We start from the raw sequence: 24,028 nt of genomic DNA on the forward strand, positions 1-24,028 counted from the left end.
CCTGTCCGTTCCGGCGCGCCGCCGCGTCGAGGAGCGCCGCCGCAGGTGAAGGGGATCGTGGACGTGGACTCGCAGCCGCAGGGGCGTGTGCTGTACGTGACCGTGGGCGCGCCGGAGCACGGCGTGGTGCGCCATGGCCGGCAGACCGCCGCCGCCCTCCGTCGGGTGGGCGCCGAGGTGGAGCTGCTCACGGCGGAGGACGTCGCGGCGTTCCGGGGCCTCGTGCCCGTGCTGGAGGAGGCGCGCGCGCTGGGCGCCGCCGTGCACCTGGACGTCACGGACGCGCTGTTCGGCCCCACCGCGACCGCCGCTGCGGACCTGCTCGTCGACGTCCTGCCCGCGGGCACCACGCTCACCCTGCACGACATCCCGCAGCCCGCCGAGGGCGACGGCCGCTACCGCCGCCGCGGCGAGGCATACGCGCGGCTCGCCCAGGCGGTGGACGGCGTCGTGGTCTCCTCGCAGCACGAGCGGGCGCTGCTGGCGGACCTGGTGGACGTGGCCGCGGACGTGGTCCCGTTGCCCGTGGAGGACCGCCGGGCCGCGGCCGCCCGCGCCGAGCCGGTGGTGCCGGAGAGCATGGCCGGCCTCGACCGGGACCTCGTGCTCTTCGGCTTCGTCTACCCGGGCAAGGGGCACGCCCTCGCCCTGGAGGCCCTCACCGAGCTGCACCGCCAGTGGGGCCCGGATTCCGGGGCGCCGCGCCGGCTGACGGCGCTCGGACCCGTCAGCATCGGGCATGACGACCTCGTGGCGGAGCTGACCCGCGACGCCGAGGCGCGCGGCCTGGAGTTCCGCGTCACCGGGTTCGTGCCGGACGAGTTCGCGGACGCGGCCCTGCTCTCGGCGGGCATCCCGTTCGCGGCGCACCGCAACGTGTCCGCGTCCGGGTCCCTGGCGGCGTGGACCTCGGTGGGGCGGCGGGCGATCGCCTCCGCGGGCCGCTACACGGAGGAGATGGAGCGCCTGCGCCCGGGCACCCTGCGGCTCGTGCACCCGAACGGGTCGCCGGCCTTCGCGCTGGCCGAGGCGATCGCCGAGGCGGTCGAGGACCCCGAGCGCACGTGGCTCGACCCCGCCGTGGACCTCTCGCCCGGGGCCGAGGACTGCGCGCGGATGCTCTTCGACGTGCTCCGCCGCGTGCACAGGTGGACGTGAGCGCTGCCGTCTCCGTGGTGGTGCCCTACTACCGGGCCCAGGCGGACCTCGACCGGCTCACGGCCGCGCTCGCGGCCCAGCGCGGCCTGACCGGCGGGCTGCAGCTCGTGGTGGCCGACGACGGCTCGCCCGTCCCGCCCCGGGTGGACCCGGGCCTGCCGTTCGACGTGGTGACCGTGCGCCAGCGGGACCGCGGGTTCCGCGCCTCGGCGGCCCGGGCGCTCGGGGCGGAGGCGGCCGACGGCGACGTGCTCGCCTTCCTCGACGGGGACATGCTCCCCGAGCCCGGGTACCTCGCCGCGGCGCTGGCGGCGGTGGCCACGGCGCCCCGGGACGCCGCGGTGGTGGGTCGGCGGCGGCACCTGGCCGAGGCCTGGCTGGAGCGGGCCTGGGCGGACGGCTGGCGGCCCGGGGACGAGGTGCCGGAGAGCTCCCGCCTGGCTGAGCCGGCGTGGCTGGGTGACGGGTACCGCGCGACGGACGACCTGCGCCGCGCCGACTCCACCGGCTACCGGTACGTCATCTCGGCCGTGCTCACGATGGCGCGCGAGGTCTACGAGGACGCCGGCGGCTTCGACCCCGCGTTCGTGGGCTACGGCGGGGAGGACTGGGAGCTGGCGCACCGGCTGTGGCGCGTGGGGGCGGCCCTGCGCCACGCGCCGGACGCCGTGGCGTGGCAGGCCGGCGCCGACTTCGGCGGACGCGGCGACACCGCCGAGGCCGCCCGGGTGAAGGCCCGCGAGGCGCTCGTGCTCGCCTCGCGCATCCCCGCGACGACGGCCCGCGGCCACGGCCTGTCCCTGGCCGGCCCGCTGCGGGTCGAGGCGCGCGTGCGGGTGCCGGAGGGCGCGGACGGCGCGGCGGCGGCCGTGGTGGCGGTGGACGCCGTGCTGCGCGCGGCACCGGGGGCGCGGGTCGGCGTCGTGGGCGGCCTCGACGAGGCGGCGGCGCGGGCGCTCGGCGACCCCCGCGTGCGGCTGCTGGGCGAGCCCGACGGCGGCGCGGCGGCGTCCCAGGACCTGCCGCCGACGCCGGCGCGCGGCGACCTCGACGCCGTGCGGTCGGTGCCCGACTGGTCCGTGGACGTGCACGTGCCGCTGCGGCCCGCCGCGGCCGGAGCCCGGCCTGACGCGGACGCCGTCGCCGCGTGGCTGCTGCGCCTGGAACGGGCCGGCGTCGAGCGCGTGGAGGTGCTGGGCGAGCCGGGCGAGCGGGCCGAGCGCGACGTGCTCGCCGTGCTGACGTGCGCCCGGGCGCGGTGGCGGCGTCGGCGGGGCGGGACGGCGCGGGTGTGGCGGGTGCCCGCCTCCCGGCTGGGCTGGGCGCCCGTGGCCGCCGTGCCGGACCTCGAGGCGTGGTGGGGCGGCTGGGGCTGAGCGGGCCGGTGTCCGCGGGGCTGGCACAATCGCGGACAGGACGGAGCACGGGAGGACCGATGAGCGAGCTGGACGAACTGGACTTCGCGGCGCTCTCCGCGTTCCTGGCCTGGTGGTTCGGGACGGCGGGCGTCGGCTGGATCCGTCGCGAGGACGGCTGAGGAGAGAGGACGCAGGCGTGCACGAGGACGAGGGACGACGCCGGCACTACGGCCACTTCTACGGGCTCGAGGACCTGCCCGAGGGTGACCTGCTGCTGGTGTGGGGCAACTGCCAGGGCGAGTCGTACCGGCGGCTGCTCGGCGGGGAGCCCGGCACACCGCTGCACGGGGCGGACCTGGTGAGCGTCCGCGTGCCGCCCGCCTTCGAGGCCCAGCCGGACGAGGTCGAGCACCTGGAGCGGCTGCTGCCCCGCGTGAAGGCCCTCGTCACCCAGCCGATCCCGCACGACTACCGGGGCATGCCCATCGGCACGGACCAGCTCGTGGCCCGGTTGCCGAAGGACGCCGCCGTGGTGCGGATCCCCGTGGTGTACGACGTCTCGCGCTTTCCCTGGCAGGTCACCCTCCGCAACTGGAAGTTCGCGCCCGGGGCGGCCGAGCGGCCGGGGAGGACCCGCCCGTCGTGCCGTACCACGACCTGCGCGTGCTGGCCGAGGCGGCGACGGGCCGTCGTCGGGAGGTGGCGCCGGCGGCGATCCGTGAGGCCGCCGCCGCGTCCGTGCAGGCGCTGCGGGCGCGGGAGGAGGCGAAGGGGACGCTGTCCATGGCGGATCTGGTGGCGGCGGAGCGGGGCGTCGGCTTCTACACCGTGAACCACCCGACCAACACACTGCTGACCCGCGTGGCCGAGCGCGTGGCCGAGCGCCTGCCGGGCGACGTCGCCGTCCAGCCCGTGCCCGCCTCCCGCGTGCTCCTCGGCGGGGTGCGCGCGCCCCTCGAGGCGGTCGTGGTGGAGGCCCTCGACCTCGACGCCGAGCCGACCGAGGACTGGACCGTGGCCGGTCAGACCGTCCCGGCCGAGCAGCTGCGACAGACCCACCTGGACTGGTACGCGCAGAACCCGCAGGCCGTGGAGGTCGGGATGCGCAAGTACGCCGACCAGCTGCGGCTGCTGGGCCTTACGGGCTAGCGCCGGCCCCGGCCACCAGTGGAGGATGGGCGGCACGTCCCGTCTGCCGCGGAGCACGTCTGCGGGGGCGGTCGTACCGTTTCCTTGACCCCGTCACCCCACGGAGGACCACGTGACCGAGCAGTACGACATCCTGATCGTCGGCGGCGGCAACGCCGGCGTGTCCTTGGCCGCCGCACTGCGGCGGAAGCGGCAGGGTCGGGTCGCCATCGCCGACGGCCAACAGCTGCACCGCTACCGGCCGATGCTGAACTACGCGGCGGGCGGGCAGGCGGACATGGCCCGGTTCGAACGGCCGATGCGGGCCGTCATCCCGGACGGGGTCGAATGGATCCCGGACCACGTCGTGGCCGTGGACGCCGAGGAACGGACCGCGGTGACGACCACCGGGCTGACCGTGGGCTTCCGCCACCTCGTGCTCTGCCCGGGGCTGACCCCGTGGTGGGGTGCGATCGACGGGCTGCGTGAGGCCTACGCCGCCGGATGGGCGGCGAGTGCGCACGTGCCCGAGCACGTGGACGCCGCCCGGGCCCTGCTGTCGCGTGTGGCCGCGGGGGACCGTGTGGTGGCGAATGTGCCGGCTGAGCCCTCCTCGTGCGGCGGCACCGTGCTCAAGGCGCTGTTCCTGGCCTGCGCGGCATGGGAGCGCACGGGGATCCTGCCGGACGTGGACGTCCACCTGGTGACCCCCTACGGCCGGATCCTGGACCGGCAGACCATCGACCCCGCTCTGGCCGAGGCCGTGGCGAGGTACGGCATCCATGTGCACGCCGGCGCAGAGGTGAACGCCGTGGACCACGAGGCCCGCGAGGTGGTGCTCAACACCGGTGAGCGGATCACCGACGTCGCGGCCGCGTACATCACGCCCGTGGTGCGGGCCCCGGAGTTCATCGCCGAGGCAGGCCTGGCGGACGACGGCGAGGCCGGCCTGGCGGCCGTGGATCCCGCGACCCTGCGGCATCCCGTGCACCCGCACGTGTGGGCGCTGGGCGACGCCGCCGCCCTGGGCACACGGCCCTCCGGCGGAGCCCTGCGCCGGCAGGTCAAGATCCTGACCCAGAACATCCAGGCTGCGGACGCGGGGAAGCCGCTCCAGAAGTACGACGGCTATACCGTGATCCCCGTGATGGTCAGCCGGGACGAGCTGGTCCTGGACGAGCACGTCCGCGACGGCTCCGAGGACCGGTCGATCCCCGGCGTGGACCTGACGAAGCCGCGGAAGAGCACGGCGGCCTTCGACCGCTTCGGCCAGCCCCGGATCTACTGGCACCGACTGCTCAAGGGCAAGGTCTGAGCCCAGCGTTCTCGCTGCCGCGACACGTGCGGCGGACGTACTGTCCCTCGCGGGGCGCGCCCCGCCCGATCCGGATGACGGCGCCGGCCCGCCGAGCGTTTTCGTTCGGGAAACGGCGCCCTGCCGACGACGCCGGCCTCAGTCGTCGCGGCCCCGCACCGGGCGCTCCTCGAGCGTGGTCTGCACGACCCGCCCGCGCTCCCAGCTGTTCGCGCCCGGCACCACGTCCGGGACCGGGATGTCCGCGCGGTTGCGTCGCTGGGCCGCGGTGTCCACGCCCACGCGCTCGTCGCGGGCGCGCAGGAGGGCCTCGTCCACCTGGCCGTCGCCGGTGAGGCCCATCATCAGCTGGGGAATGCCGTACGGGAAGTCGTCCCGGTCGTACTGCCAGGTGTGGAACGTCTTTCCGTAGGTGTGGATGAGGTCTTCGAAGTAACTGTGCTCGGCCAGCTCGGGCACCCCGGGGGCGGTGAGGGCGCCGGAGCTCACCTCGTAGTGGTGGCTGTGCCACAGGCGCCGCTCCTCGTCGGGGAGGCTGCGGAACCGCTCCTCGCTGATGATGTACTCGATGCCGATCAGCCGTGCGTCCGGCGCGTTGCGGTCGAAGATCACGCACTGGTGCAGGTCGTGGCGCAGGTGGATGCAGAAGTGGCTGGCTTCGACCTGCCGGCCGAGGTCGTCGGCGTAGAAGTGCAGTCCGTTGAGGTAGGTGCTCATCGCGCCCATGGGGTACTTCGGCTGGACCAGGCCGGATGCCGCGTCCAGGAGGCGGTGCTTGAGCGGGTGGCCCTTCCCGACGGCGGCCATGAGGGCGATCCTGCGGGCTGCGGTGACAGCGGCCGCGGTGCCCAGTCCGGCGGCGAACCCGAGGGCGGTGGAGGACAGGCGATGGGTGCTCATGGCCCCACGCTAGGAGTGCGGGGCGGACTCTGCCAGGGTGGTGGAGCTGCCGGGGCTGCCGGGGCTGCTCAGGAGGCGGGGACGGCGGATCGTCTGCGCATCTGACCCTTCTGAGTGGGCGCGTGGTCGCCAGAAGGGCCAGAGATGAAGAAGATTCCGGGCAGGGGCGGACTCGGCCCATACGACACGCGACAATGCGCAAAATGCATTTGCGCTAATTGCCTATCGACTAAGGCTCACCCCTCTTGTGCTATTCGTGGGCCGGAGTAATCTCGATTCCAGCAGCACCGTCCCAGCCCGGGGCGGGCCCGAACCGGGAGGATCACGCCATGACCACCGCCGTCCGCACCTGCGCCGCCAGTGCCTGCGCCTTCAATGCCGAGACGTCCTGCAACGCCCTGGCCATCACCGTCGCCGGCTCCGACCGAACGCCCGGCTGCGGCACCTTCGTCCAGCTGGACGTCCGCCGCCCGGTGACCGAGGGCGCCTCGACCGTCGGTGCGTGCCACCGCCTCGAGTGCACCTACAACGTCGACCTCGCCTGCACCGCCGAGGGCATCGAGGTCACGGACGTGGCCACCTGCGCCACCTACACGATCGACTGACGCCGCCCCTCAGGGGTGGGCGACCCGCGCCGGAATCGCGTCCAGCAGTCGCCGCCAGGCGTGCCGGGGGCTGTGGTCGAGCCGGCCTGCACCGGGCAGGGCCACGTGCACCGCGGTGGTCTCGCCGTCGCGGACGCGCAGCAGGGTCACCCCGGCTTCGTCCACGTCGAGGGCGTGGGCGGGGGACTCGGACAGGGGTTCGGTGTCGACCTGCAACGGGGTGCTCTCGCCCGGCAGCAGGCCCAGGGCGACGGCGTCGGCCAGGTCCGCGAGCACCTCGGGGGCGGTGCCCAGCACGTCATCCGCCAGGTCTGCGAGCTCGGCCTGGTCGACGAGCCCGCGCGACGTGAGCGGCAGGGTGTGGCAGCAGAACACGGCGACGCCGTCGACGTCGTGCAGCAGGATCCGCTGGGTCTCGACGACGCCCACGCGCACCCGCGGGCCGACGTCGGCCACGAGGTCCGCGACGCGACCGCGCAGCTTCAGCTCCGCGACCTCGGCCGAGTCCCGGCACCAGCGCAGGGTGCCGAGCAGATGCACGGATGCCAGGCGGGTGGGGAGCGTGAGGTCCAGGGCGTCGCGCAGGACGTCCACGCGCACGTCGAGCGGCGCGAGCGTGTGGAACGCGCCGAGCGACCCGAGGAGGTTGGGGACGTGGGCGACCACGAGGCGGCCGTCCGCGCTCACGCCGTGGACGGCCGTCGTGAGCGTCTCGCCGGCGCGGAAGGCCGTGACCTCGACGGAGCCCTCGCCGCGGAGCAGCCGCTGGGCCAGCAGCAGGCGACGGGGCGCCACGGGCGGCAGCGGATGAGCGGGGTGCGTGGAGGCGTGGGCCATGGGGGTCCTTCCGGCGGGGGTCCGAGAACCAGTAAGGCACACCTCAGTGAGATACGCAAGGTGAGTGTTGTGTATTTGTCGTACGCGGGGCGGTGGGGGCGTGTGGTCCTGGGCTACGGTGACGGGACTCACATGCCGTCGTCGAGGGAGCCAGCCGATCATGACCTTCCGCCCTACCCACTACCGACTCACGACGGCGGCCCTCGGCGTCGCCCTGGCGCTCACCCTCACCTCCTGCGGCACGGCGCAGGATGCGGGCAGCTCATCGGAACCTGCCACCGCCACTGTCGTCGACTCCGCGCTCACACGCATCAAGGAGGCCGGCACGTTGCGCGTCTGCTCCACCGGTGACTATCCGCCCTTCACCGAGCAGACCGAGAGCGGCGACTGGAAGGGCATCGACGTGGACATGGCCCGCGACCTGGCCGAGACCATGGGCGTGGAGCCGGAGTTCGTGAAGACCAGCTGGAAGACGCTCATGGACGACTACACGTCGGGGGCGTGCGACGTCGCCGTCGGGGGCATCTCCCTGAACCCGGAACGCGCCGAGCAGGTGTACTTCACCGTGCCCACGCAGGAGGACGGCAAGACGCCGATCACCCGCTGCGAGGACGTCGAGAAGTACGACACCGTGGCGGAGATCAATCAGCCGGGTGTGCGGTCGATCTTCCCGGAGGGCGGCACCAACGAGAATGGGCTGACCCCGTTTCGTAGGTCCAGTCGTTATGAGAGTCGTCCTGTTGCCCGCGGTCGCGGGCAGGGAGACTGGTCAGATCATGACGAACAGCAGGAAGCGTCACACCCCCGAGCAGGTCGTCCGTAAGCTCGGGCAGGCCGACAGGATGCTCGCCGATGGTCAGGACGTCGCGGCGGTGTGCCGGGAGCTCGGGGTGTCCGAGCAGACGTACTACCGGTGGCGGAACCAGTACGGCGGCCTCAAGGCCGACGACGCAAAGCGCCTGAAGGAGCTGGAGAAGCAGAACGCGACCCTGAAGCGTCTGCTCGCGGAAGCGGAGCTGGAGAAGGCCGCGCTCAAGGAGCTGGCTGAGGGAAACTTCTAAGCCCGGACAGGCGCCGCGCCGCCGTCGATCACCTCAAGGGCAAGTTGCGGGTGAGCGAACGGATGGCGTGCCGTCTGGTCGGGCTGAGCCGCTCCGCGTACCGGCGACCGCTCAAGGGCGACACGGTCACGGACCCGGATCGGGCGCTCAGGAAGTGGCTGCGCGCCTGGGCGAAGGACCATCCCCGCTACGGGTATCGGCGGGCGTATCACGACGCCCGCGCCGAGGGGTGGGTGGTGAACCACAAGAAGATCCAACGCCTGTGGCGTGACGAAGGGCTCCGGGTCCCGCAGCGGCGTCGACGCAAGCGCGTCGGGTCCTCGACCGTCGACGCGCCGACGGCGGACGCGCCGAACGTGGTGTGGGCGGTGGACTTCCAGTTCGACGCCGACGAGCACGGACGACCGATCAAGATCTGCTCGATCGTCGACGAACACACCCGGGAGTGCATCGGCGGCCTCGTGGAGCGCTCGATTACCGCCGACCGACTCACCGCCCACCTCGAGGACCTCGTCGCCGCCCGGGGCGCCCCGGCGGTGCTCAGGTCGGACAACGGGCCGGAGTTCATCAGCGAGGCGATGGCCGACTGGGCCGGCACCCGCACCGGCCTGTCCTACATCCCTCCGGGCTCGCCGTGGCGCAACGGGTACGTCGAGTCGTTCAACAGCCGGATCCGCGACGAGTGCCTCAACATCAACAGCTTCTACTCGCTGCTGCACGCACAGGTCATCATCGGCGACTGGAAGGACGAGTACAACCACCACCGCCGGCACTCCTCGCTCGGCTACCTAACCCCAGCCGAGTACGCTCGGCAGTGCACCCATCAAATGGAAACCGACGACTCACAGAACGTCCGGACCGAATGAAGGGGGCGGCTCAAGAAGTTCGCGCGGGAGCACTACCCGCAGGGCGAGCTGCTGACGCACGACAACCTCACGGTGTTCGACGCTCTCGCGGCCGGCGAGGCGGACGTGATGACCACGGACCGCTCCGAGGTGCTCTACATCGACCACGAGTACCCCGAGCTGTGCGCCGCGAACCCGGACGAGCCCTTCGACTACTTCCAGAAGGGGTACATGCTCCCGCAGGGCGACGAGGTGTTCAAGCACTACGTGGACCAGTGGCTGGCCATCGCGCTCAAGGACGGGACGTACGAAGGATTCGCGGAGCCGTGGGTCGGGGACGTCGAGCTGAGCCTGGAGGACTGAGCCGCAAGGGCGATCCCGTCCCCGCTGGGTCGCCGCCCTTGTAGACGTCCGTGGCGGTGACGCGCTTCAGGTCCTCGAGTGCGGGAGTCGTCAACCGGTGACCTCGAGCTCGAGGCCGAGCACCTCCATGACGGAGAGCACTGACTTCAGGGTGCTCTTGCCGGTGCCGCGCTCGATCTGGCGGACGGTCGCATCCGAGACTCCTGCCAGGTCTGCGAGCTGCTGCTGGGTCAGCAGGAGCTCTTTACGCATGGCGCGGACGCGGTCGCTGATCTTCATCAGCGCCGCGGCGGAGGAGACTGCGCGTGTGGTGGCCACAGCCCCAGCGTGGCAGATGAGCAGCTGAAATCCGAAGGATTCGTCGGAATCGGTGACGTTCGACTGCTGCGGTGACGAGTCGACATGGGAAACCGAAGAAGACTTCGGATTCGAGCCTCCAGAGGTCGGTCGAAAAGGTGCCGGCCTCCTCATCCGAAGAATTCTTCGGAACCCGGCTCTCAGGCATCAGGCGTGCGACTTCTCAGTGCCAGAATGAGGCCGACTGCCACACCGCCGTGCTCCGAAAGGCTCCGCCACCATGCCCTCTCCCCAGAACCTCTCGAACTTCGTGTGGGGGATCGCGGATCAGCTCCGGGGCGTGTTCAAGCCGAATCAGTACGGCACGCTCGTCCTTCCGCTCACCATCCTGCGCCGCATGGAGGCGGTCATGGCCCCGCACCGGCTCGTTCTCGCGGGATCCCTCGTAGTGATCGAACAGGCTTGGCGGGATGGTCTCGACGGCGGCGAGCACCGACTCGACATCGTCCGGGGTGGGGGTGCGAGAAATCACGAGATGACCCCCTTCGCAGGGCTGCGAGCAGCACCCCTCCAGCCGCGGGCTGTGAAGTGCGGCTGTGGCAGGTGAAGTGGCCGTTCACCCTTCCGACGCGGAAACGCGACATGAGCATTCCTGCTCGACTCTCACATGTCCTCGGCGTGTCGCTCAATGGGTGCGTTGCTGTGCACAATATGCAGTTGAGGGCCTTCTCACCCTTCCTCGACAGACTCTCACTGGCACCCATTTCAGCCGCAAGAGCGCTTGGTTCGAGGCTCGCACATCAGTCACGGAGAGTTTTCTTATGCGCGCTCAGCGACTCCTCCTCTTCCTGCCCCTCCTGCTCGTGGCCACCGGCTGTTCCGGTCAGGAGGGACCGGGGCCGTCTAGCTCCCAATCCTCATTGTCCTCGTCTTCTTCGGCGGTGTCGCCGACGCCCGCCGCCTCGGAGAGCCCCATGCAGCTGACGGCCACCGAGACGTGCGAACAGCTGGCAGGCAACCGCGGTGGTCTTGCGTTAGACGTCCTGGACTTCAGCGTGGACTTCTACATGGAAGACCTCGTCATGAGCGATAGGGATCGTCGCGTGGCGGGGTTGGTGGAGCAGGGCGATCAGCTGCGCGCGGTCGCCCATCCCAAGTATCTCGACACCTTGGACCGTCTGATGGCCGAGCCTGAGGAGATCCAGCGCATTGTGAAGTCGGGCGGTGGCAGGTACACGATGCCAATGCAGGACATCGTGCAGTCTGTGACCGGTGCAGCCACCGACTGCTACCAGCCCGGTGAGGAACTCAACAGGTTCGTTGAGAACATGACGCCCATCATTAACCGCATCCCGGAGTATGCGGCGCTGGAGGTGGACGGCGCGTCCGAGGGCGCATCCTCCACGCCGGCTGCATCGTCGACCTCGACCCCTACTGCGGGGTCTGCTCCTGCATCGGAGCCCACGCCCACCCCTGAGCCCACGCCGACGCTCTCGGAGGAGACGGAAGCGGCAGCCGAGCATGAGGCCGGGGATGTGCCGATGGAGTACCAGTCGGCGCTTCGCAAGGCGTACAGCTACGAAGAGAACATGGACATGTCCAAGATGGGCATCTATGGCCAGCTGGTCTCCGAGTACGGTGAGCAGTTCTCACCAGAAGCGGCGCAGTACGCGATCGACAACATGACGGACGTGGACTGGAATGCCAATGCGCTGGCCAAAGCGAAGAGCTATCAGGAGATGATGGACATGTCGCCGTCTGCGATCTACGACCAACTGGTCTCGGAGTACGGTGAGGAGTTCACGCCCGACCAGGCGCAGTACGCGATCGACAACCTGTCCCAGTGACGCCCGGGCATGCCCCGCGCGTTGAATGAACGCGTCGGCAACGGTGTCGCCAGGTGGTCCACCCGCCGCCCGCATATTCTGGTCCTTCGCAGCCCGCGGAGGACCAGAATATGCGGGGCTGTGTTCCGCCTGACGCAGGGCCGGGGCGATCTCTATCAGCGGCGCCAGGTCTTAGTGTCCCGAGCGCCAGATCTTCGCCATCTTCTCCGCCGCCGCGGGGTCCACCGAGGCCCCCAGAAGCTGTCCATACGGGGTCGGGGCAAGCCGCCGTTCGCGGTGGAACAGCTCAGAGTGGTTGAAGTCCTGCACGCCGCGGTTCCACAGGTGCAGTTTAGACTCGTAGGTGAAGCTGCCCCTCATGGATGCCAGCCGCTGGGGGTCGGTGACCCAGGCGTACTTGGACAAGTCGTTGAGCTGGTGATCGACAGCGCGTGTGACGGCGGCGGCGACCCAGTCGGCGAACTGCACGTTGGAGCTCAGCGAACTGTCCACGTGCATGGGCGGTTCCACGATGCACCGCATCTCCGGAAAGTCGCCGGCTCGGCTGAAGATGTGGGCATACATCGATGCAACGCGTTCGACTCGCGTCTTCTCATTGATTTGATCGATGATCACCATGAGGTTATGTCCGTGATGGTGGGCATGGCGGGCCAGACGGTTCAGAGTCTCTCGCATGGCGTCGGCTTCGCGTTTCTCGACGTCGAGGCCGATCTGCTTGGGCGTCCCACGCTGCTTCTCGTCGGCGTAGTAGAACAGCTTGCCGGCGTGGTCGGCGACGACGGACCGCACGAGCGCATCGAACACGCGGAGCTGCTGCGGAAAGCGCGCGGGGGTATCCGGTCGGAACAGATTGGCCCCCTTGAACTCCCACCGTCCGGGGTGTTCCGCTCGGTCGATCTCCGAGGCGAACAGCTGACGCTTCAGCGCGGTGAACTTCGCCCCAAAGCCTCGTGCGGCAGACTCCGGCATGACGAATCCGGCATAACCGAAGGCTGGGCTTGTCCGGAAGCGAGGATGGTCCGGGCCGACGTAGGCGCCCGGCTCGCCGATCTCGTCGATGTACGCCAGCAGCATCTGACCATTGTGCAGGGCACAGCGGACACTGCAGACAAGCGCAGAGGCCCACGCAAGCGTGGGCCTCTCGAATTGGTGCTCGGGGCACTGTCTCAGCCCTAGCTACCACACGCGAGCGTACTCGCGCGCGCAGAGCATAGGCAAGTGTGGTTGTGTATGATCCGTCGCCCTGTCGGGTCGCTGCGGGGTCGGAATGGGTCCCGTCCAGCGGCCCGCCCCCACCATTCGAAGGACCCCATGACCACCCCCGCCACGCGCGGCGCTGCCTCGGCGCCCCACCGCTCTCCCCAGAACCTCTCGAACTTCGTGTGGGGGATCGCGGATCAGCTCCGGGGCGTATTCAAGCCGAACCAGTACGGCACCCTCGTCCTTCCGCTCACCATCCTGCGCCGCATGGAGGCGGTCATGGCCCCGCACCGGGAGTTCTTCGCTGAACTGGCGGCCAAGGGCCATCCAGACTTCATGCTGGACAACCTGGTGGAGTCGCGCACGGGCCTGACGTTCTACAACCTCAGCCCCTTCACCCTGGACCGCATCCTGCAGGAGCCGGACCTGCTCCGCACGAACCTGCTGGCCTACGTGGACGGGTTCTCCCAGAACGTGGCGGACCTGTTCACCTATTACGAGTTCGACAAGACGGTCGCCAAGCTGGACGAGCACGACCGCCTCTTCCTGGTCCTCCAGCAGTTCGCCTCCATCGACCTCTCCCCGGAGGTCGTCTCCAACGCGGAGATGGGCACCCTCTTCGAGGACCTGATCCGCCGCTTCGCCGCCGCCTCCAACGAGACCGCCGGTGAGCACTTCACCCCGCGCGACGCGGTGAAGCTCCTCGTGGACCTGCTCACCGCCAACGACGACGACGTCCTCACCGGCTACCCGGTCCGCACCGTCTATGACCCCACGGCCGGCACCGGCGGCATGCTCTCCGTGTTGGACGAGCGCCTGCGCCGCATGAACCCGAACGCGGAGGTCCGCCTGTTCGGGCAGGAGCTCAACGACCAGTCCTACGCGATCTGCAAGTCCGAGCTGCTCGGCAAGGGCCAGGCCGCGGATGGCATTGCCCGCGGGGACACCCTCAAGAACGACGCCCACCTGACCGAGCGCTTCGACTACGTCCTCTCCAACCCGCCCTACGGCGGCGACTGGAAGGCCTCCCGCACCGCGGTGGAGAAGGAGATCGCCGCCGGCGGCGCCACGAACCGCTTCCCGGGCGGCACCCCCGCCATCAGCGACGGCCAGATGCTGTTCCTCCAGCTCGTCGCCTCGAAGCTCCGCCCGGTCTCGGAGGGCGGGGGACGGGCCGGCATCGTCCTCAACGGCTCCCCGCTGTTCACGGGCGGGGCGGGCTCGGGCCCGTCCGAGATCCGCCGCTGGCTGCTGGAGTCAGACCTGGTGGACGCGATCGTCGCGCTGCCCACGGACATGTTCTACAACACCGGCATCGCCACCTACGTGTGGGTGCTGGACAACAACAAGCCGGCAGAGCGCCGCGGCAAGGTGCAGCTGATTGACGCCCGCACGTTCTTCACCAAGCTGCGCCGCAACGTGGGCTCGAAGAACAAGGAGCTGTCCACGGCGGACCGCCAGCGTGTGCTGGACATCTACCGGGACTTCGACGCCCAGCCCGAGGACAACGCCGAGTTCTCCAAGGTCCTCACCGCCCAGGACTTCGGCTACCGGGAGATCACCGTGGAGCGCCCGCTGCAGCTGCGCTTCGAGGTGGAGGACGCCACCATCGCGGCGGCGCTCGCCACCAAGCCGGTGGACAAGCTTCCCGACGACGGCCGCTCGGCTCTCGAGGCCGCCCTCGCCTCCCTGCGTGGCCGGGTCTGGGACCACCAGCCGACATTCCAGCTGGACCTGAAGAAGGCGCTGCAGGAGCACGGCGTGACCGCCGGTGCTCCACTGGTGAAGGCCCTGACCGGGGCCATTGGCGTGCACGACCCGGCAGCGGAGGTGGTGACGAACAAGAAGGGCGAGCCGGAGCCGGACACCGCGCTGCGGGACACCGAACTGGTGCCCTTCGGCCGGGACATCCACGAGTACTTCGAGGCCGAGGTGGCCCCGCACGTGCCCGGCGCCTGGATCGACGAGTCCAAGACCAAGATCGGTTACGAGATCCCCTTCACCCGGCTCTTCTACACGTACGTGCCGCCGCGTCCGCTCGAGGAGATCGACGCTGAGCTCAAGCAGCTCACGGCCGAGATCATCGAGCTGTTGAGCGAGGTGGAGCGGTGAGGTTTCAAGCTGTGGCGAACCCCATCGACGTCCGGAAAGGAACCAGGGACCTGCCTCTCTTGAGTGTCTCGCAGCATTCGGGAGTCCGACTTCGGAACGAACTCACTGACGAGCAGGAACGCGCGGAGGACCTCTCCAACTACAAGGTAGTTTCACCCGGAAACATCGTGGTCAACAGGATGAGCGCGTACCAGGGGGCTCTGGGGCTTTCGGCTCGTGATGGAGTTTGCAGTCCTGACTACATGGTTCTTCAACTGCGTGCCAATCAATATGGGCGCTTCTGGCACTACTACATGCGGTCGAGGACATTCGTCGCTGAGATGACAGCTCGCGTGCGTGGCATTGGCAACGTTGGTAACGGCGGTGTACGTACGCCTCGCATCTCGTATCAAGACATGAAGGCCATCAATGTGCCTAACTTCTCGCGATCGCGTCAACAGCTCATCGCGGAATACCTCGACCGCGAGACCGCCACGATCGACGCCCTGATCGAGAAACAGCGTGCCCTCGTGGGAGCTCTCCGCGAGCGGCGCAGCGCAGCTATCGAACATGCACTTGAAGCGGCTGCCGATCGAGGACTTCTGCTCAAGCGCCTTGTCTCACGAGTCGACCAAGGCATCTCGCCAGACACGAGCTCGGCTACTGGCCTGGAAGACATCTGGGTCTTGAAGTCGGGTGCCAGCAACGATGGATTCTTCAACGAGGAGGCATCGAAACCGGTGCCTGAGAGTGTCACGGTTCCCCTTGGGATTGAGCTCCATGAGGGTGACTTGGTGGTATCCCGTGCCAGTGGTAGTCCGAGGCTCGTAGGATCGGCGGCATTAGTCGGTCAGCTGTCACGCCGCCTCGTTCTTTCGGACAAGAACTTCAGGCTGGTGCCAAGTCAGAACGTGTGGGTCCGATACCTCTACTGGGCTCTGAACTCGCAGATCTATCGGGAGCAAGTCCTGCGGTCGATCAGCGGAGCCGAAGGGCTTGCGAACAACCTGCCGTTGTCGAAACTAATGAACTTCACGGTGCCCGTCCCACCCCTGGAAGAGCAGCGCGAAATCGCCGACCACCTCGACCGCGAGACCGCCAAGATCGACGCGCTCATCGCCAAGGCCGAGCAGTTCATCGAGCTTGCCCAGGAGCGCCGCGCCGCGCTGATCACTGCCGCCGTCACCGGCCAGATCGAGATCCCCACGGAGGACTGACCGCCATGGCCATCCACAACGAGAGCGAACTCGAGACCTACATCTGCGAGTACCTGGAGCAGCACGGCTGGCTCTACTCGCCCAACGATGCCGGCTACGACCGTAAGAACGCGATCTTCCCCGAGGACGTCCACGCCTGGCTGGCCGAGAATCAGCCGGAGGACTACGGGCGCATCGTGAAGGCCGATGCCCCGGCCTCTGCGCAGCAGGCACAGCGGGACCAGATCACCACCCGCCTGATCGACGTGCTGAACAAGCCGCAGGACACCGGCGTCGGCGGCACCCTCAACGTGCTCCGCAAGGGCTTCAAGGTCGGCACCTCCGCCACCCTGCGCATGGCCGAGCCGCGGCCAGCCACAAACCTCAACCCGGCCGCCGTCGCCTCCTACGAGCGCATGCGGCTGCGCGTGATGCGTCAGGTGCACTTCAACCCGGCCACCAACCAGTCCGTAGACCTGGTGCTGTTCGTCAACGGCCTGCCCGTGGCCACGATCGAGCTGAAGACCGACTCCACCCAGTCCATCGGCCACGCGAAGAAGCAATACCGCGAGCGCAACCCCAAGGCCACGCCGCTGTTCGGGTTCGGCACCCGCGCCGTGGTCCACTTCGCCGTCTCCAACCGCGAGGTCTGGATGACCACCAAGCTGGCTGGGAAGGGAACTTTCTTCCTGCCGTTCAACCAAGGCGACGACGGCCACGCCGGCAACCCGCTCAATCCGGACGGCGGTTCCTCGACCGCCTATCTGTGGGAACGGATCCTCCAGCGGGACACCTGGCTCGAGATCCTCCAGAAGTTCGTCTTCCTCAAGAAGGAGACCGTGGAGGACGAGCACGGCCGCTCGCGCCGGAAGTCCACGCTGATCTTCCCGCGCTTCCACCAGTGGGAGGCCGTCACCACGATGCTCGCCGCCGTCCGTGAGGAGGGCGCCGGCAAGTCCTACCTGATCGAGCACTCCGCGGGCTCCGGCAAGACCAACACCATCGCCTGGACCGCCCACCGCCTGCTCTCCACCTACGGGGCGGACGAGCAGCGGGTGTTCGACTCGGTCATCGTGGTCACCGACCGCACCGTGCTGGACGACCAGCTGCAGGAGGCCGTCCGGCAGATCGAGCGGACCTCCGGCACCGTGGTGGCCGTGGACCGCAAGAACCTCGGGGGAGAGGCCACCAGCAAGTCCGCCCTGGTGAAGCAGACCCTGCTGCAGGGCAACCGGATCATCGTGGTGACGCTGCAGACCTTCCCCGCCGTGCTCGAGCTCCTCAAAGGTGACTCGACGCTCGCCGGCCGCACCTACGCGGTGATCGCGGACGAGGCGCACTCCTCCCAGACCGGCTCCGCCGCAGCCAAGCTCAAGCGCGTGCTCACCCCGGACGAGCAGGCCGACCTCGACGACGGGGGAGAAGCGGATACCGAGTCCATCCTTGCCGCCGAGGTCGCCGCCACCGGACGCCCGGAGAACATCAGCTTCTTCGCCTTCACCGCCACCCCGAAGGACAAGACCCTGCAGATGTTCGGCCGCCCCTCCGGCGAATATGACGAGAAGGGCCAGGAGCTCCCGGCCTCCTTCCACCGGTACACCATGCGGCAGGCCATCGAGGAGGAGTTCATCCTCGACGTGCTGAAGAACTTCACCAACTACGACACCGCCTTCAAGCTGGCCCTGGCCGGACAGAAGGGCGAGTTCCGTCCGGAAGGCGACCGGGCCGCCGTCGGGAAGTCGACCACCGAAGTGGACCAGACCGAGGCGAGCAAGAAGCTCATGCGGTGGGTCAAGCTGCACCCGACGAACATCGCGCAGAAGGTCAAGATCATCGTGGAGCACTTCCGCGCCAACGTGGCCGGACTGCTCGACGGGCAGGCCAAGGCCATGGTGGTCACCGACTCCCGCGCCGCCGCCGTCCGGTACAAGCGCCAGATGGACCAGTACATCCAGGACATGGGATACACGGACGTGGGCACCCTGGTGGCCTTCTCCGGCGAGATCACCGACGACGAATTCGGGCTCGAGAAGGTCACCGAACGGTCCATGAACCCGTCCGTGACCGGCGACCTGGCGAAGGCGTTCGACGGGGACGGCTACCAGGTGATGATCGTGGCCAACAAGTACCAGACCGGCTTCGACCAGCCGAAGCTCTGCGCTCTGTACGTGGACAAGAAGCTCTCCGGCGTGCTGGCCGTGCAGACGCTGTCCCGGTTGAACCGTGCGGCGCCCGGCAAGGACACCACCTACGTGCTGGACTTCGTGAACTCCGAAGACGACATCCAGGCCGCCTTCGAGCCGTACTACGCCGGCGCGAAGCTGGAGACGGTGACGGACCCGAACCTGATCCACGACCTGGGGACGAAGCTCGACGCCGCGGGCGTGTACGACTGGGACGAGGTCGACGCATTCGCCGACGTGTGGGTGGCGTGGAAGCCGGGGAGCGGGCAGGAGGGCCTGCAGGCCGCGCTGGAGCCCGTGGCATACCGGTTCCGCAAGGAGCTGGCGCATGCGCGGATGAACCAGGACGAGACGCGCGTGAACGAGCTCGTGCTGACGCGCAAGGACATGCGGTCCTTCGTCAGCCTCTACGACTTCCTCTCCCAGATCTACGAGTTCGGGGACACCGAGCACTACAAGCGGGCGCTGTTCCTGCGGCACCTGGTGCAGCTCGTGGGCGATCAGCCCGGCGGTGAGGAACTGATCGACCTGAGCGATGTGCAGCTGGTGAGCATCCGGCAGAAGAAGACGTCCTCGGGGGACATCGGGCTGACCGGTGGGGTCGCGCTGAAGGGGACCACCGCTGTGGGAGGCGGGCGGGCGCGTGAGAAGCAGCGCGGGCCGTTGGAGGAGGTCATCGAGAAGATCAACGAGATCTTCGCCGGCGAAGGCGTGGATGCCTCCCCGTCCCAGCAGGAGGCGTGGGTCAGTGCCCTCGTGGCGCCGCTCATGGAGGACGAGAAGCTGCTGGGGCAGGCCGGAGCGAACTCGCTGGAGCAGTTCCTGGCGAGCCCGAACCTGGAACGGTCGGCGATGGGCGCCGTGTACGCGAACGAGGACGCCTTCGCGAAAATGACGGACATCGTGGGCAGGGGCGGGGATCCGTCCAAGATGATCGTCGCGGCGATCGGGGAGTACTTGTACTGGAAGGTGCGGAGCGAGGGGGCTGGGCCGGTGGACGTTGCTCATGGACGGTCCGCCGTTTTCGCTGACGAAACGGCCCCTTCGCAGGGCACTTCCGTCGATGAGAGGGCGAGTGCGACGCCGTCGCGCGTTCGGAAGGGGAGCTGAGATGGCACATCCCAAGACACTGCAGGTCTTCCTGATGGACGGTGCACCCACCGGTCGGCTGAAGTGCACCCTCGACAACTGGACGGGCCTCGTGTACGTGGTGCCACGCACCAGTCTCAACGCGGACGGGCACCCCGAGGCGTTCGAAGGCACCGGTGTGTACCTGCTGCTGGGGCAGGACGCCGATTCCGGCGACGACGTCGTCTACGTCGGGCAGGCCGTCGGGCGGGCCAACGGCAACGGCATGGTGGGCAGGATCCGGGAGCACGTCCGGAAAGAGGCGCACGACTTCTGGAACCGGGCCATACTCCTCTCCACCCTCGGGGACACCTTCGGCCCCACGGAGGTGACCTACCTGGAGCACTACTTCCACCAGGCGGCCACCACGGCCGGGCGCTTCACCGTGGACAATGCGGTGGCACCCTCCCAGGGCAACGTCACGCAGGAGAAGAAGGCGGAGCTGGAGGAGTACGCCGACAAGGCCAAGCTCCTGATCAGCGCCCTGGGGCACCGCGTCTTCGAGAGCGCCGACGGCTCACATGCCGCGGCCGCGGCGGGCCGGGCCACCCAGGCGCCCGAAGCGGCGCCGAAGCGCACCCTGTTCACCATGACGGTCAACGGCGTCAGAGCCCAGGGACACCCCACGCCGGACGGGTTCGTCGTCCTGCGGGGCAGCGGCCTCATGGAGGGGTTGCGGCCCAGCGCACCCCCCGGTGTCCGGGCGGGCCGGGAGCGCTTCGCCGACCACATCGGTGCCGATGGGGTGCTGACCGAGGACGTCTCCTTCACCAGCTCCTCGGCCGCGGCCGGATTCGTGGCCGGCGGGAGCATGAGCGGGCCGTCCTCATGGCGGGCGCCGGATGGGCGCACCCTCGGCGAGGTCGAGGCCGCCTCGGCCGCGCCGGAGCCCATGGAAGACGACGCCTGATGAGGACGCGGCCGACCGCTTTGGATGCCGCCGTCGACCATCCGCGGGGTGCCCAGAGCGACGCCCAAGGACCGGGGACGGGGCGCTCCGGGTCGTTGACCGCGAACGTCCTGACCGTCGCGGACGCACTGCGCGACCCTCGTCTCCGTATCCCCGAGTACCAGCGGCCCTATACGTGGTCCACGACGAACACGGGGCAGCTCGTCGAGGACATCCGTCGCTTCCGTGCGGCCGCGTCCTACCGGATCGGCACCATGATCGTGCACCTCGAGGACGGCTGGCTGGACATCGTCGACGGCCAGCAGCGGTACATGACCTTCGCCCTGATCGCGCTCGCACTGCAGGAGGTCCTGGGCGACACCGCCGAGCGCGCCGAGCACCAGCGTGCGGCCCTGGACCGCGCGGCGGCCATCGAGCTGCCGCCGGGCCGCCGGGACGTGTCGGAGCGCCACATCGTCGAGAACCACCGCCTCATCCTGCAGACATTCCGGTCCTGGGACAGCACCGAGGTCGAGGACTTCGCGGACTACTTCCTGGACCGTTGCACGCTGGTGCGCCTGATCGTCAGCGACCTCGACGCGGCCTTCCAGATGTTCGACTCGCAGAACACCCGCGGCCGGGCGCTCCTGCCCACCGACCTACTGAAGGCATACCACCTCCGCGCCTATGCAGAGGCCACATCGGACCGGGCGGCGATCCTCGCGGCCGTGCGGGAGTGGGAAGCTACCCCGCCGTTCGAGATCCACCATCTCTTCTCGCGTCTGCTCTATCCGATCCTCCGCTGGAGCGCCGGTGAGTCCCTGCCGCGCGACGGCTTCACCGCGTCCCGGATCGGAGCGTTCAAGGGGATCTCCGCGGGGCCGACGGGCCTCGGCCGACTGCCCTGGGCGCACGGGCTTCTCATGGCCAAGGCCCACGTGGACGACTACAACGGGCGAAACGCCACGCTGATCGCGCACGGTGCCCTTCCTCCGCTGGAATTCCCGTTCCAGCTGACCCAGCCCGTCATCGACGGTGAGATGTTCTTCCGCCTCGTGCGCCACTACACCCGGCTCGCGAGGGACCTCGGCGTCTCCGCGACGGACGCGGAGCAGACCGCCGAGGACGACGCCCGTCGTGGGAGGGAGAACAGGCGATTCCAGACGATCACCCGGCTCGTCCGGGCCACCGGTACCGGCGCTGGCTACCGCTACACACAGGAGCTCTACGGAGCGCTGCTGCTGGCCTACGCGGACCGGTTCGGCGACCACGACATCGAGCGCGCCGCTCTCGTGCTCGCACGGCATGCCTTCGCATTGAGAACGCGGTTGACGCGGGTCTACCCGCGCTCCGTGGAACTTCACGCGCTGGGCCAGCACGGGGCGCCGGACCTGGAGGACCGGGTCAACCTGTTCCGCCTGATGAGGAGCAGCCTGGACCCCGCCGCCGTCACCGGGCGCGTGGCGGCCCTCCCCGGGCCGTACGTGGACGATGCCTCCCCGGTGGAGCGTCTCTACTCGGACACGCCCTGGGACACGGAGGAAGCCCACGATGCAGACTGAGAAGCACTCGCCTGAGGCGCTGACGATCGAGGAGGTCTTCACCGCCGCCCGGCACTACCGGGTGCCGGTCTACCAGCGGGCCTACGCCTGGACGCAGGTCGAGATCGCGACACTCCTCGAGGACGTGCGCCGCGCTCGCCTCCGCTCGGAAAAGCCGGATACGCAGGGAGCCTCGTCCGACTACTACCTCGGCTCGCTGGTGGTGAACCGAGCCACGACTCCCGAGGGCGTGCCGATCGACGAGGTGGTCGACGGGCAGCAGCGCCTGACCACGCTGACGGTGCTGGCAGCCGTCGCGGAGCGTGTCATCCGTGCCGGTGTCCTCGACCCCCGGGCGTTGGCCGTCCTGGATTACGAAGGGCGCCCCGAGGCCGGGGAGGACCTCGCGACCCTCCGTCGTCGGGGCGCCCCCGCCGGGACGTCGTTCCAGGTGGACGCCATCGGGGTGGCCGTCGAGACGATCGCTGCGGCCTGCCGGCGGGCCTTGGAACGGCAAACCCCGGCAGACGATCAGGAGGTGATGTTCGACGGCGACGACCTCGCGTACCTCTGGAAGCATGTCCGGTTGCTGCGCACCGAACTTCCGAAGGGCACGGACCTCAACCACTATTTCGAGGTGATGAACACCCGCGGTGAGCAGCTCGCCAAGCACGAGATCCTGAAGGCCACATTGATGCGGCCTCTCCAGGACGCCACGGACCGGAAGGTGTTCGCGCACGTCTGGGACGCCTGCGCCGTTCTGGACCGCCACATCCAGCTCCAGTTCTCGACGGAGCGGCCGAAGGATGGCGGTGAGGCGGCAAGAGACGCCGTCTTCGGCGGGTCCTGGTCGGCCCTCCTCACGCGGGATTTCGCGTCGCTGCGGGCAGCTCTCGCGCCGAGCCAGACCGCGATGGCGTCGGGCGCCCGCACCATCATTGGGGTTCTGCTGGCCGCCGGGCAGACCGCCGTGGAGTCCGGGCCCTCGTCCGACCAATGCCAGGACGACGCCGATACTGGCGCCTACGGGACCATCGTCGACTTCCCGAACTTGCTGCTGCATGTGCTGCGCGTGATGCAGGAGAAGGGTGAGGGGGCCGAGCCAGGCCTGCCACGGTGGGGCCAGGACTCGACGGGGGCCGTGCGGCTCGAGGACGGCTCCCTGCTGGAGCAGTTCGCCCAGCACGGCCAAGGCGACGCGGCCTGGTCTCAGCGGTTCCTCGTGACGCTGCTCCGTATGCGCCTTCTGCTGGACACCTATGTGATCAGGACTCTGGCGACGACGGGAACACAGGCGGACGAGGAGAACTGGGTGCTCAGCCGAGCTCAGAAGCTCGAGACGGAGTCCGGCGAGCGCTCTCCGCGCCGGCGGCTGGGTGTGAAGAACACCTTCCAGGATCCGCAGGTCCAGGACGCCGTCCGGAACCTTCAGGCCATGTTCCAGGTCACCGACACGCGCCGCACGTCCAAGTACTTCCTGTACCGCATCCTGCGATGGCTGGATGCGCAGCCGGAGGACGGTGTGGACGGCGTGGCGTTCCAGCACATGCTGGAAGATCTGGCGCGGGAGCGCCTCCGCGCCTATGAGGCGGACAAGACCTGGGATGCCGGCGTCAACGTCCCCAACTTCGTCTTCAACGCCCTGGACTACATCCTCTGGGACGCAGGCCGGACATCGCCCATGGAACGGGAACATCTGCGGGAGCCCCTCAGCGATGTCGAACAGGAGGTGCTCCGCAGGCGCGCCGACGCCTTCCGGTTCCGGTACCGAACCTCGGTGGAGCACTTCTACCCCGTGGTTCCGGGTGAGGAGCAGGAGGCCTTGACCGCGGAGGACGTCAACCGTTTCGGGAACCTGTGCATCATGGGCCGACGCGAGAACTCCCAGCGGAACAACCTGATGCCCGTATCGAAGGTGAAGCAGTACTCTTCGGACGAGCAGAGCCTCAAGTTCCAGCTCATGGCCGGCATCCTTCACGCCGAGGGCGACTGGGACGTCCCTCAGATCAAGGAACACGGGAACAGCATGCGGCGGGTGATCCAGGAGTGGCAGGGCAAGCGGCCCTGACACCTCGGGACGATCTGG

Annotated in this window: 20 protein-coding genes and 1 pseudogene; 17 read left to right on the forward strand and 4 right to left on the reverse strand. The window is 69.1% G+C overall.

Annotated features, from left to right (window positions below; genetic code table 11):
• The first annotated feature begins 45 nt into the window (after positions 1-45).
• The 5 genes and pseudogenes from POD19_RS04935 to POD19_RS04955 all read left to right on the forward strand — a co-directional run bounded on the left by POD19_RS04935 (position 46) and on the right by POD19_RS04955 (position 4,959).
• Positions 46-1,158, forward strand: a complete 1,113-nt coding sequence (locus POD19_RS04935) for a glycosyltransferase family 4 protein (RefSeq protein ID WP_144818995.1) — start codon at positions 46-48, stop codon at positions 1,156-1,158.
• Positions 1,155-2,534: a glycosyltransferase gene (locus tag POD19_RS04940; RefSeq protein ID WP_260849725.1), complete on the forward strand. Its 1,380-nt coding sequence runs from the start codon at positions 1,155-1,157 to the stop codon at positions 2,532-2,534. Before POD19_RS04935 ends, POD19_RS04940 begins: the two co-directional genes overlap by 4 nt.
• 259 nt (positions 2,535-2,793) lie before the next feature.
• Positions 2,794-3,021: pseudogene (locus POD19_RS04945) on the forward strand (WcbI family polysaccharide biosynthesis putative acetyltransferase); the annotation flags it as partial.
• A gap of 86 nt (positions 3,022-3,107) precedes the next feature.
• Positions 3,108-3,665 carry a WcbI family polysaccharide biosynthesis putative acetyltransferase gene (locus tag POD19_RS04950; RefSeq protein ID WP_340309501.1) on the forward strand — a complete coding sequence of 186 codons (558 nt, stop codon included), beginning with the start codon at positions 3,108-3,110 and terminating at the stop codon, positions 3,663-3,665.
• A gap of 112 nt (positions 3,666-3,777) precedes the next feature.
• Positions 3,778-4,959, forward strand: a complete 1,182-nt coding sequence (locus POD19_RS04955) for an NAD(P)/FAD-dependent oxidoreductase (protein WP_100058397.1) — start codon at positions 3,778-3,780, stop codon at positions 4,957-4,959.
• A gap of 138 nt (positions 4,960-5,097) precedes the next feature.
• On the opposite strand, the gene POD19_RS04960 is transcribed toward POD19_RS04955, so the two are convergent.
• Positions 5,098-5,859: an OBAP family protein gene (locus POD19_RS04960; RefSeq protein WP_122054665.1), complete on the reverse strand. Its 762-nt coding sequence runs from the start codon at positions 5,857-5,859 to the stop codon at positions 5,098-5,100.
• A 329-nt stretch (positions 5,860-6,188) separates the two neighbouring features.
• Here POD19_RS04960 and POD19_RS04965 point away from each other — a divergent pair, with 329 nt between their 5' ends.
• The gene (locus POD19_RS04965) at positions 6,189-6,464 is read left to right on the forward strand and encodes a DUF1540 domain-containing protein (protein WP_100058396.1); all 276 of its coding nucleotides are present in this window, start codon (positions 6,189-6,191) and stop codon (positions 6,462-6,464) included.
• 9 nt (positions 6,465-6,473) lie between these two features.
• Here the strand turns inward: POD19_RS04965 and POD19_RS04970 are convergent, their stop codons facing one another.
• Positions 6,474-7,301 (reverse strand): hypothetical protein, encoded by an 828-nt coding sequence (locus tag POD19_RS04970; protein ID WP_100058395.1) that lies wholly within the window; start codon positions 7,299-7,301, stop codon positions 6,474-6,476.
• Between the two features lie 160 nt (positions 7,302-7,461).
• On the opposite strand from POD19_RS04970, the gene POD19_RS04975 reads away from it, so the two are divergent.
• The 3 genes from POD19_RS04975 to POD19_RS04985 all read left to right on the forward strand — a co-directional run bounded on the left by POD19_RS04975 (position 7,462) and on the right by POD19_RS04985 (position 9,570).
• Positions 7,462-8,124, forward strand: a complete 663-nt coding sequence (locus POD19_RS04975) for a transporter substrate-binding domain-containing protein (RefSeq protein WP_340309354.1) — start codon at positions 7,462-7,464, stop codon at positions 8,122-8,124.
• A protein-coding gene (locus POD19_RS04980) for an IS3 family transposase (protein ID WP_340309355.1) occupies positions 8,078-9,228 on the forward strand; the annotation gives its coding sequence in 2 pieces (ribosomal slippage) (positions 8,078-8,348 and positions 8,348-9,228; 1,152 coding nt in all). Before POD19_RS04975 ends, POD19_RS04980 begins: the two co-directional genes overlap by 47 nt.
• 72 nt (positions 9,229-9,300) lie before the next feature.
• On the forward strand, positions 9,301-9,570 hold the full coding sequence (locus POD19_RS04985; RefSeq protein WP_391510052.1) for a hypothetical protein: 270 nt from the start codon (positions 9,301-9,303) through the stop codon (positions 9,568-9,570).
• A gap of 90 nt (positions 9,571-9,660) precedes the next feature.
• On the opposite strand, the gene POD19_RS04990 is transcribed toward POD19_RS04985, so the two are convergent.
• Entirely contained in the window at positions 9,661-9,888 is a 228-nt protein-coding gene (locus tag POD19_RS04990) for a helix-turn-helix domain-containing protein (RefSeq protein WP_223247472.1), read from the reverse strand.
• 259 nt (positions 9,889-10,147) lie between these two features.
• Between POD19_RS04990 and POD19_RS04995 the strand changes: the two genes are divergently transcribed.
• Both POD19_RS04995 and POD19_RS05000 read left to right on the forward strand, forming a co-directional pair.
• The gene (locus POD19_RS04995) at positions 10,148-10,474 is read left to right on the forward strand and encodes a type I restriction-modification system subunit M N-terminal domain-containing protein (RefSeq protein WP_100056552.1); all 327 of its coding nucleotides are present in this window, start codon (positions 10,148-10,150) and stop codon (positions 10,472-10,474) included.
• A 367-nt stretch (positions 10,475-10,841) separates the two neighbouring features.
• A complete protein-coding gene (locus tag POD19_RS05000) occupies positions 10,842-11,714 on the forward strand; it encodes an Ltp family lipoprotein (protein WP_223247471.1) in 873 nt (290 codons plus the stop codon).
• A 171-nt stretch (positions 11,715-11,885) separates the two neighbouring features.
• Here the strand turns inward: POD19_RS05000 and POD19_RS05005 are convergent, their stop codons facing one another.
• Positions 11,886-12,788: a DUF3800 domain-containing protein gene (locus tag POD19_RS05005; protein WP_020625669.1), complete on the reverse strand. Its 903-nt coding sequence runs from the start codon at positions 12,786-12,788 to the stop codon at positions 11,886-11,888.
• A 237-nt stretch (positions 12,789-13,025) separates the two neighbouring features.
• On the opposite strand from POD19_RS05005, the gene POD19_RS05010 reads away from it, so the two are divergent.
• The 6 genes from POD19_RS05010 to POD19_RS05035 all read left to right on the forward strand — a co-directional run bounded on the left by POD19_RS05010 (position 13,026) and on the right by POD19_RS05035 (position 24,010).
• Positions 13,026-15,026, forward strand: a complete 2,001-nt coding sequence (locus tag POD19_RS05010) for a type I restriction-modification system subunit M (RefSeq protein WP_144818541.1) — start codon at positions 13,026-13,028, stop codon at positions 15,024-15,026.
• Positions 15,027-15,037: 11 nt separating this feature from the next.
• Positions 15,038-16,222: a restriction endonuclease subunit S gene (locus POD19_RS05015; RefSeq protein WP_144818539.1), complete on the forward strand. Its 1,185-nt coding sequence runs from the start codon at positions 15,038-15,040 to the stop codon at positions 16,220-16,222.
• A gap of 5 nt (positions 16,223-16,227) precedes the next feature.
• The gene (locus POD19_RS05020) at positions 16,228-19,494 is read left to right on the forward strand and encodes a type I restriction endonuclease subunit R (protein ID WP_144818537.1); all 3,267 of its coding nucleotides are present in this window, start codon (positions 16,228-16,230) and stop codon (positions 19,492-19,494) included.
• Between the two features lies 1 nt (position 19,495).
• Positions 19,496-20,422: a GIY-YIG nuclease family protein gene (locus POD19_RS05025; RefSeq protein WP_060973626.1), complete on the forward strand. Its 927-nt coding sequence runs from the start codon at positions 19,496-19,498 to the stop codon at positions 20,420-20,422.
• A gap of 95 nt (positions 20,423-20,517) precedes the next feature.
• Entirely contained in the window at positions 20,518-21,963 is a 1,446-nt protein-coding gene (locus POD19_RS05030) for a DUF262 domain-containing protein (RefSeq protein WP_170748087.1), read from the forward strand.
• Entirely contained in the window at positions 21,953-24,010 is a 2,058-nt protein-coding gene (locus tag POD19_RS05035) for a GmrSD restriction endonuclease domain-containing protein (protein ID WP_060973628.1), read from the forward strand. The genes POD19_RS05030 and POD19_RS05035 overlap by 11 nt, the downstream gene beginning before the upstream one ends.
• Positions 24,011-24,028 lie beyond the last annotated feature (18 nt).

It is taken from the genome of Micrococcus sp. GPGPB33, from assembly GCF_037853785.1.
Classification (GTDB): Bacteria; Actinomycetota; Actinomycetes; order Actinomycetales; family Micrococcaceae; genus Micrococcus; species Micrococcus luteus.

What these genes read in the sequence shown, in the direction of transcription:
- POD19_RS05025 (WP_060973626.1), top strand. Translation starts at nt 19,496, where the DNA reads ATGGCACATCCCAAGACACTGCAGGTCTTCCTGATGGACGGTGCACCC.
- POD19_RS05005 (WP_020625669.1), bottom strand. Translation starts at nt 12,788, where the DNA reads ATGCTGCTGGCGTACATCGACGAGATCGGCGAGCCGGGCGCCTACGTC.
- POD19_RS04960 (WP_122054665.1), bottom strand. Translation starts at nt 5,859, where the DNA reads ATGAGCACCCATCGCCTGTCCTCCACCGCCCTCGGGTTCGCCGCCGGA.
- POD19_RS05035 (WP_060973628.1), top strand. Translation starts at nt 21,953, where the DNA reads ATGCAGACTGAGAAGCACTCGCCTGAGGCGCTGACGATCGAGGAGGTC.
- POD19_RS04965 (WP_100058396.1), top strand. Translation starts at nt 6,189, where the DNA reads ATGACCACCGCCGTCCGCACCTGCGCCGCCAGTGCCTGCGCCTTCAAT.
- POD19_RS04970 (WP_100058395.1), bottom strand. Translation starts at nt 7,301, where the DNA reads ATGGCCCACGCCTCCACGCACCCCGCTCATCCGCTGCCGCCCGTGGCG.
- POD19_RS05000 (WP_223247471.1), top strand. Translation starts at nt 10,842, where the DNA reads ATGCAGCTGACGGCCACCGAGACGTGCGAACAGCTGGCAGGCAACCGC.
- POD19_RS04975 (WP_340309354.1), top strand. Translation starts at nt 7,462, where the DNA reads ATGACCTTCCGCCCTACCCACTACCGACTCACGACGGCGGCCCTCGGC.
- POD19_RS04995 (WP_100056552.1), top strand. Translation starts at nt 10,148, where the DNA reads ATGCCCTCTCCCCAGAACCTCTCGAACTTCGTGTGGGGGATCGCGGAT.
- POD19_RS05010 (WP_144818541.1), top strand. Translation starts at nt 13,026, where the DNA reads ATGACCACCCCCGCCACGCGCGGCGCTGCCTCGGCGCCCCACCGCTCT.
- POD19_RS05020 (WP_144818537.1), top strand. Translation starts at nt 16,228, where the DNA reads ATGGCCATCCACAACGAGAGCGAACTCGAGACCTACATCTGCGAGTAC.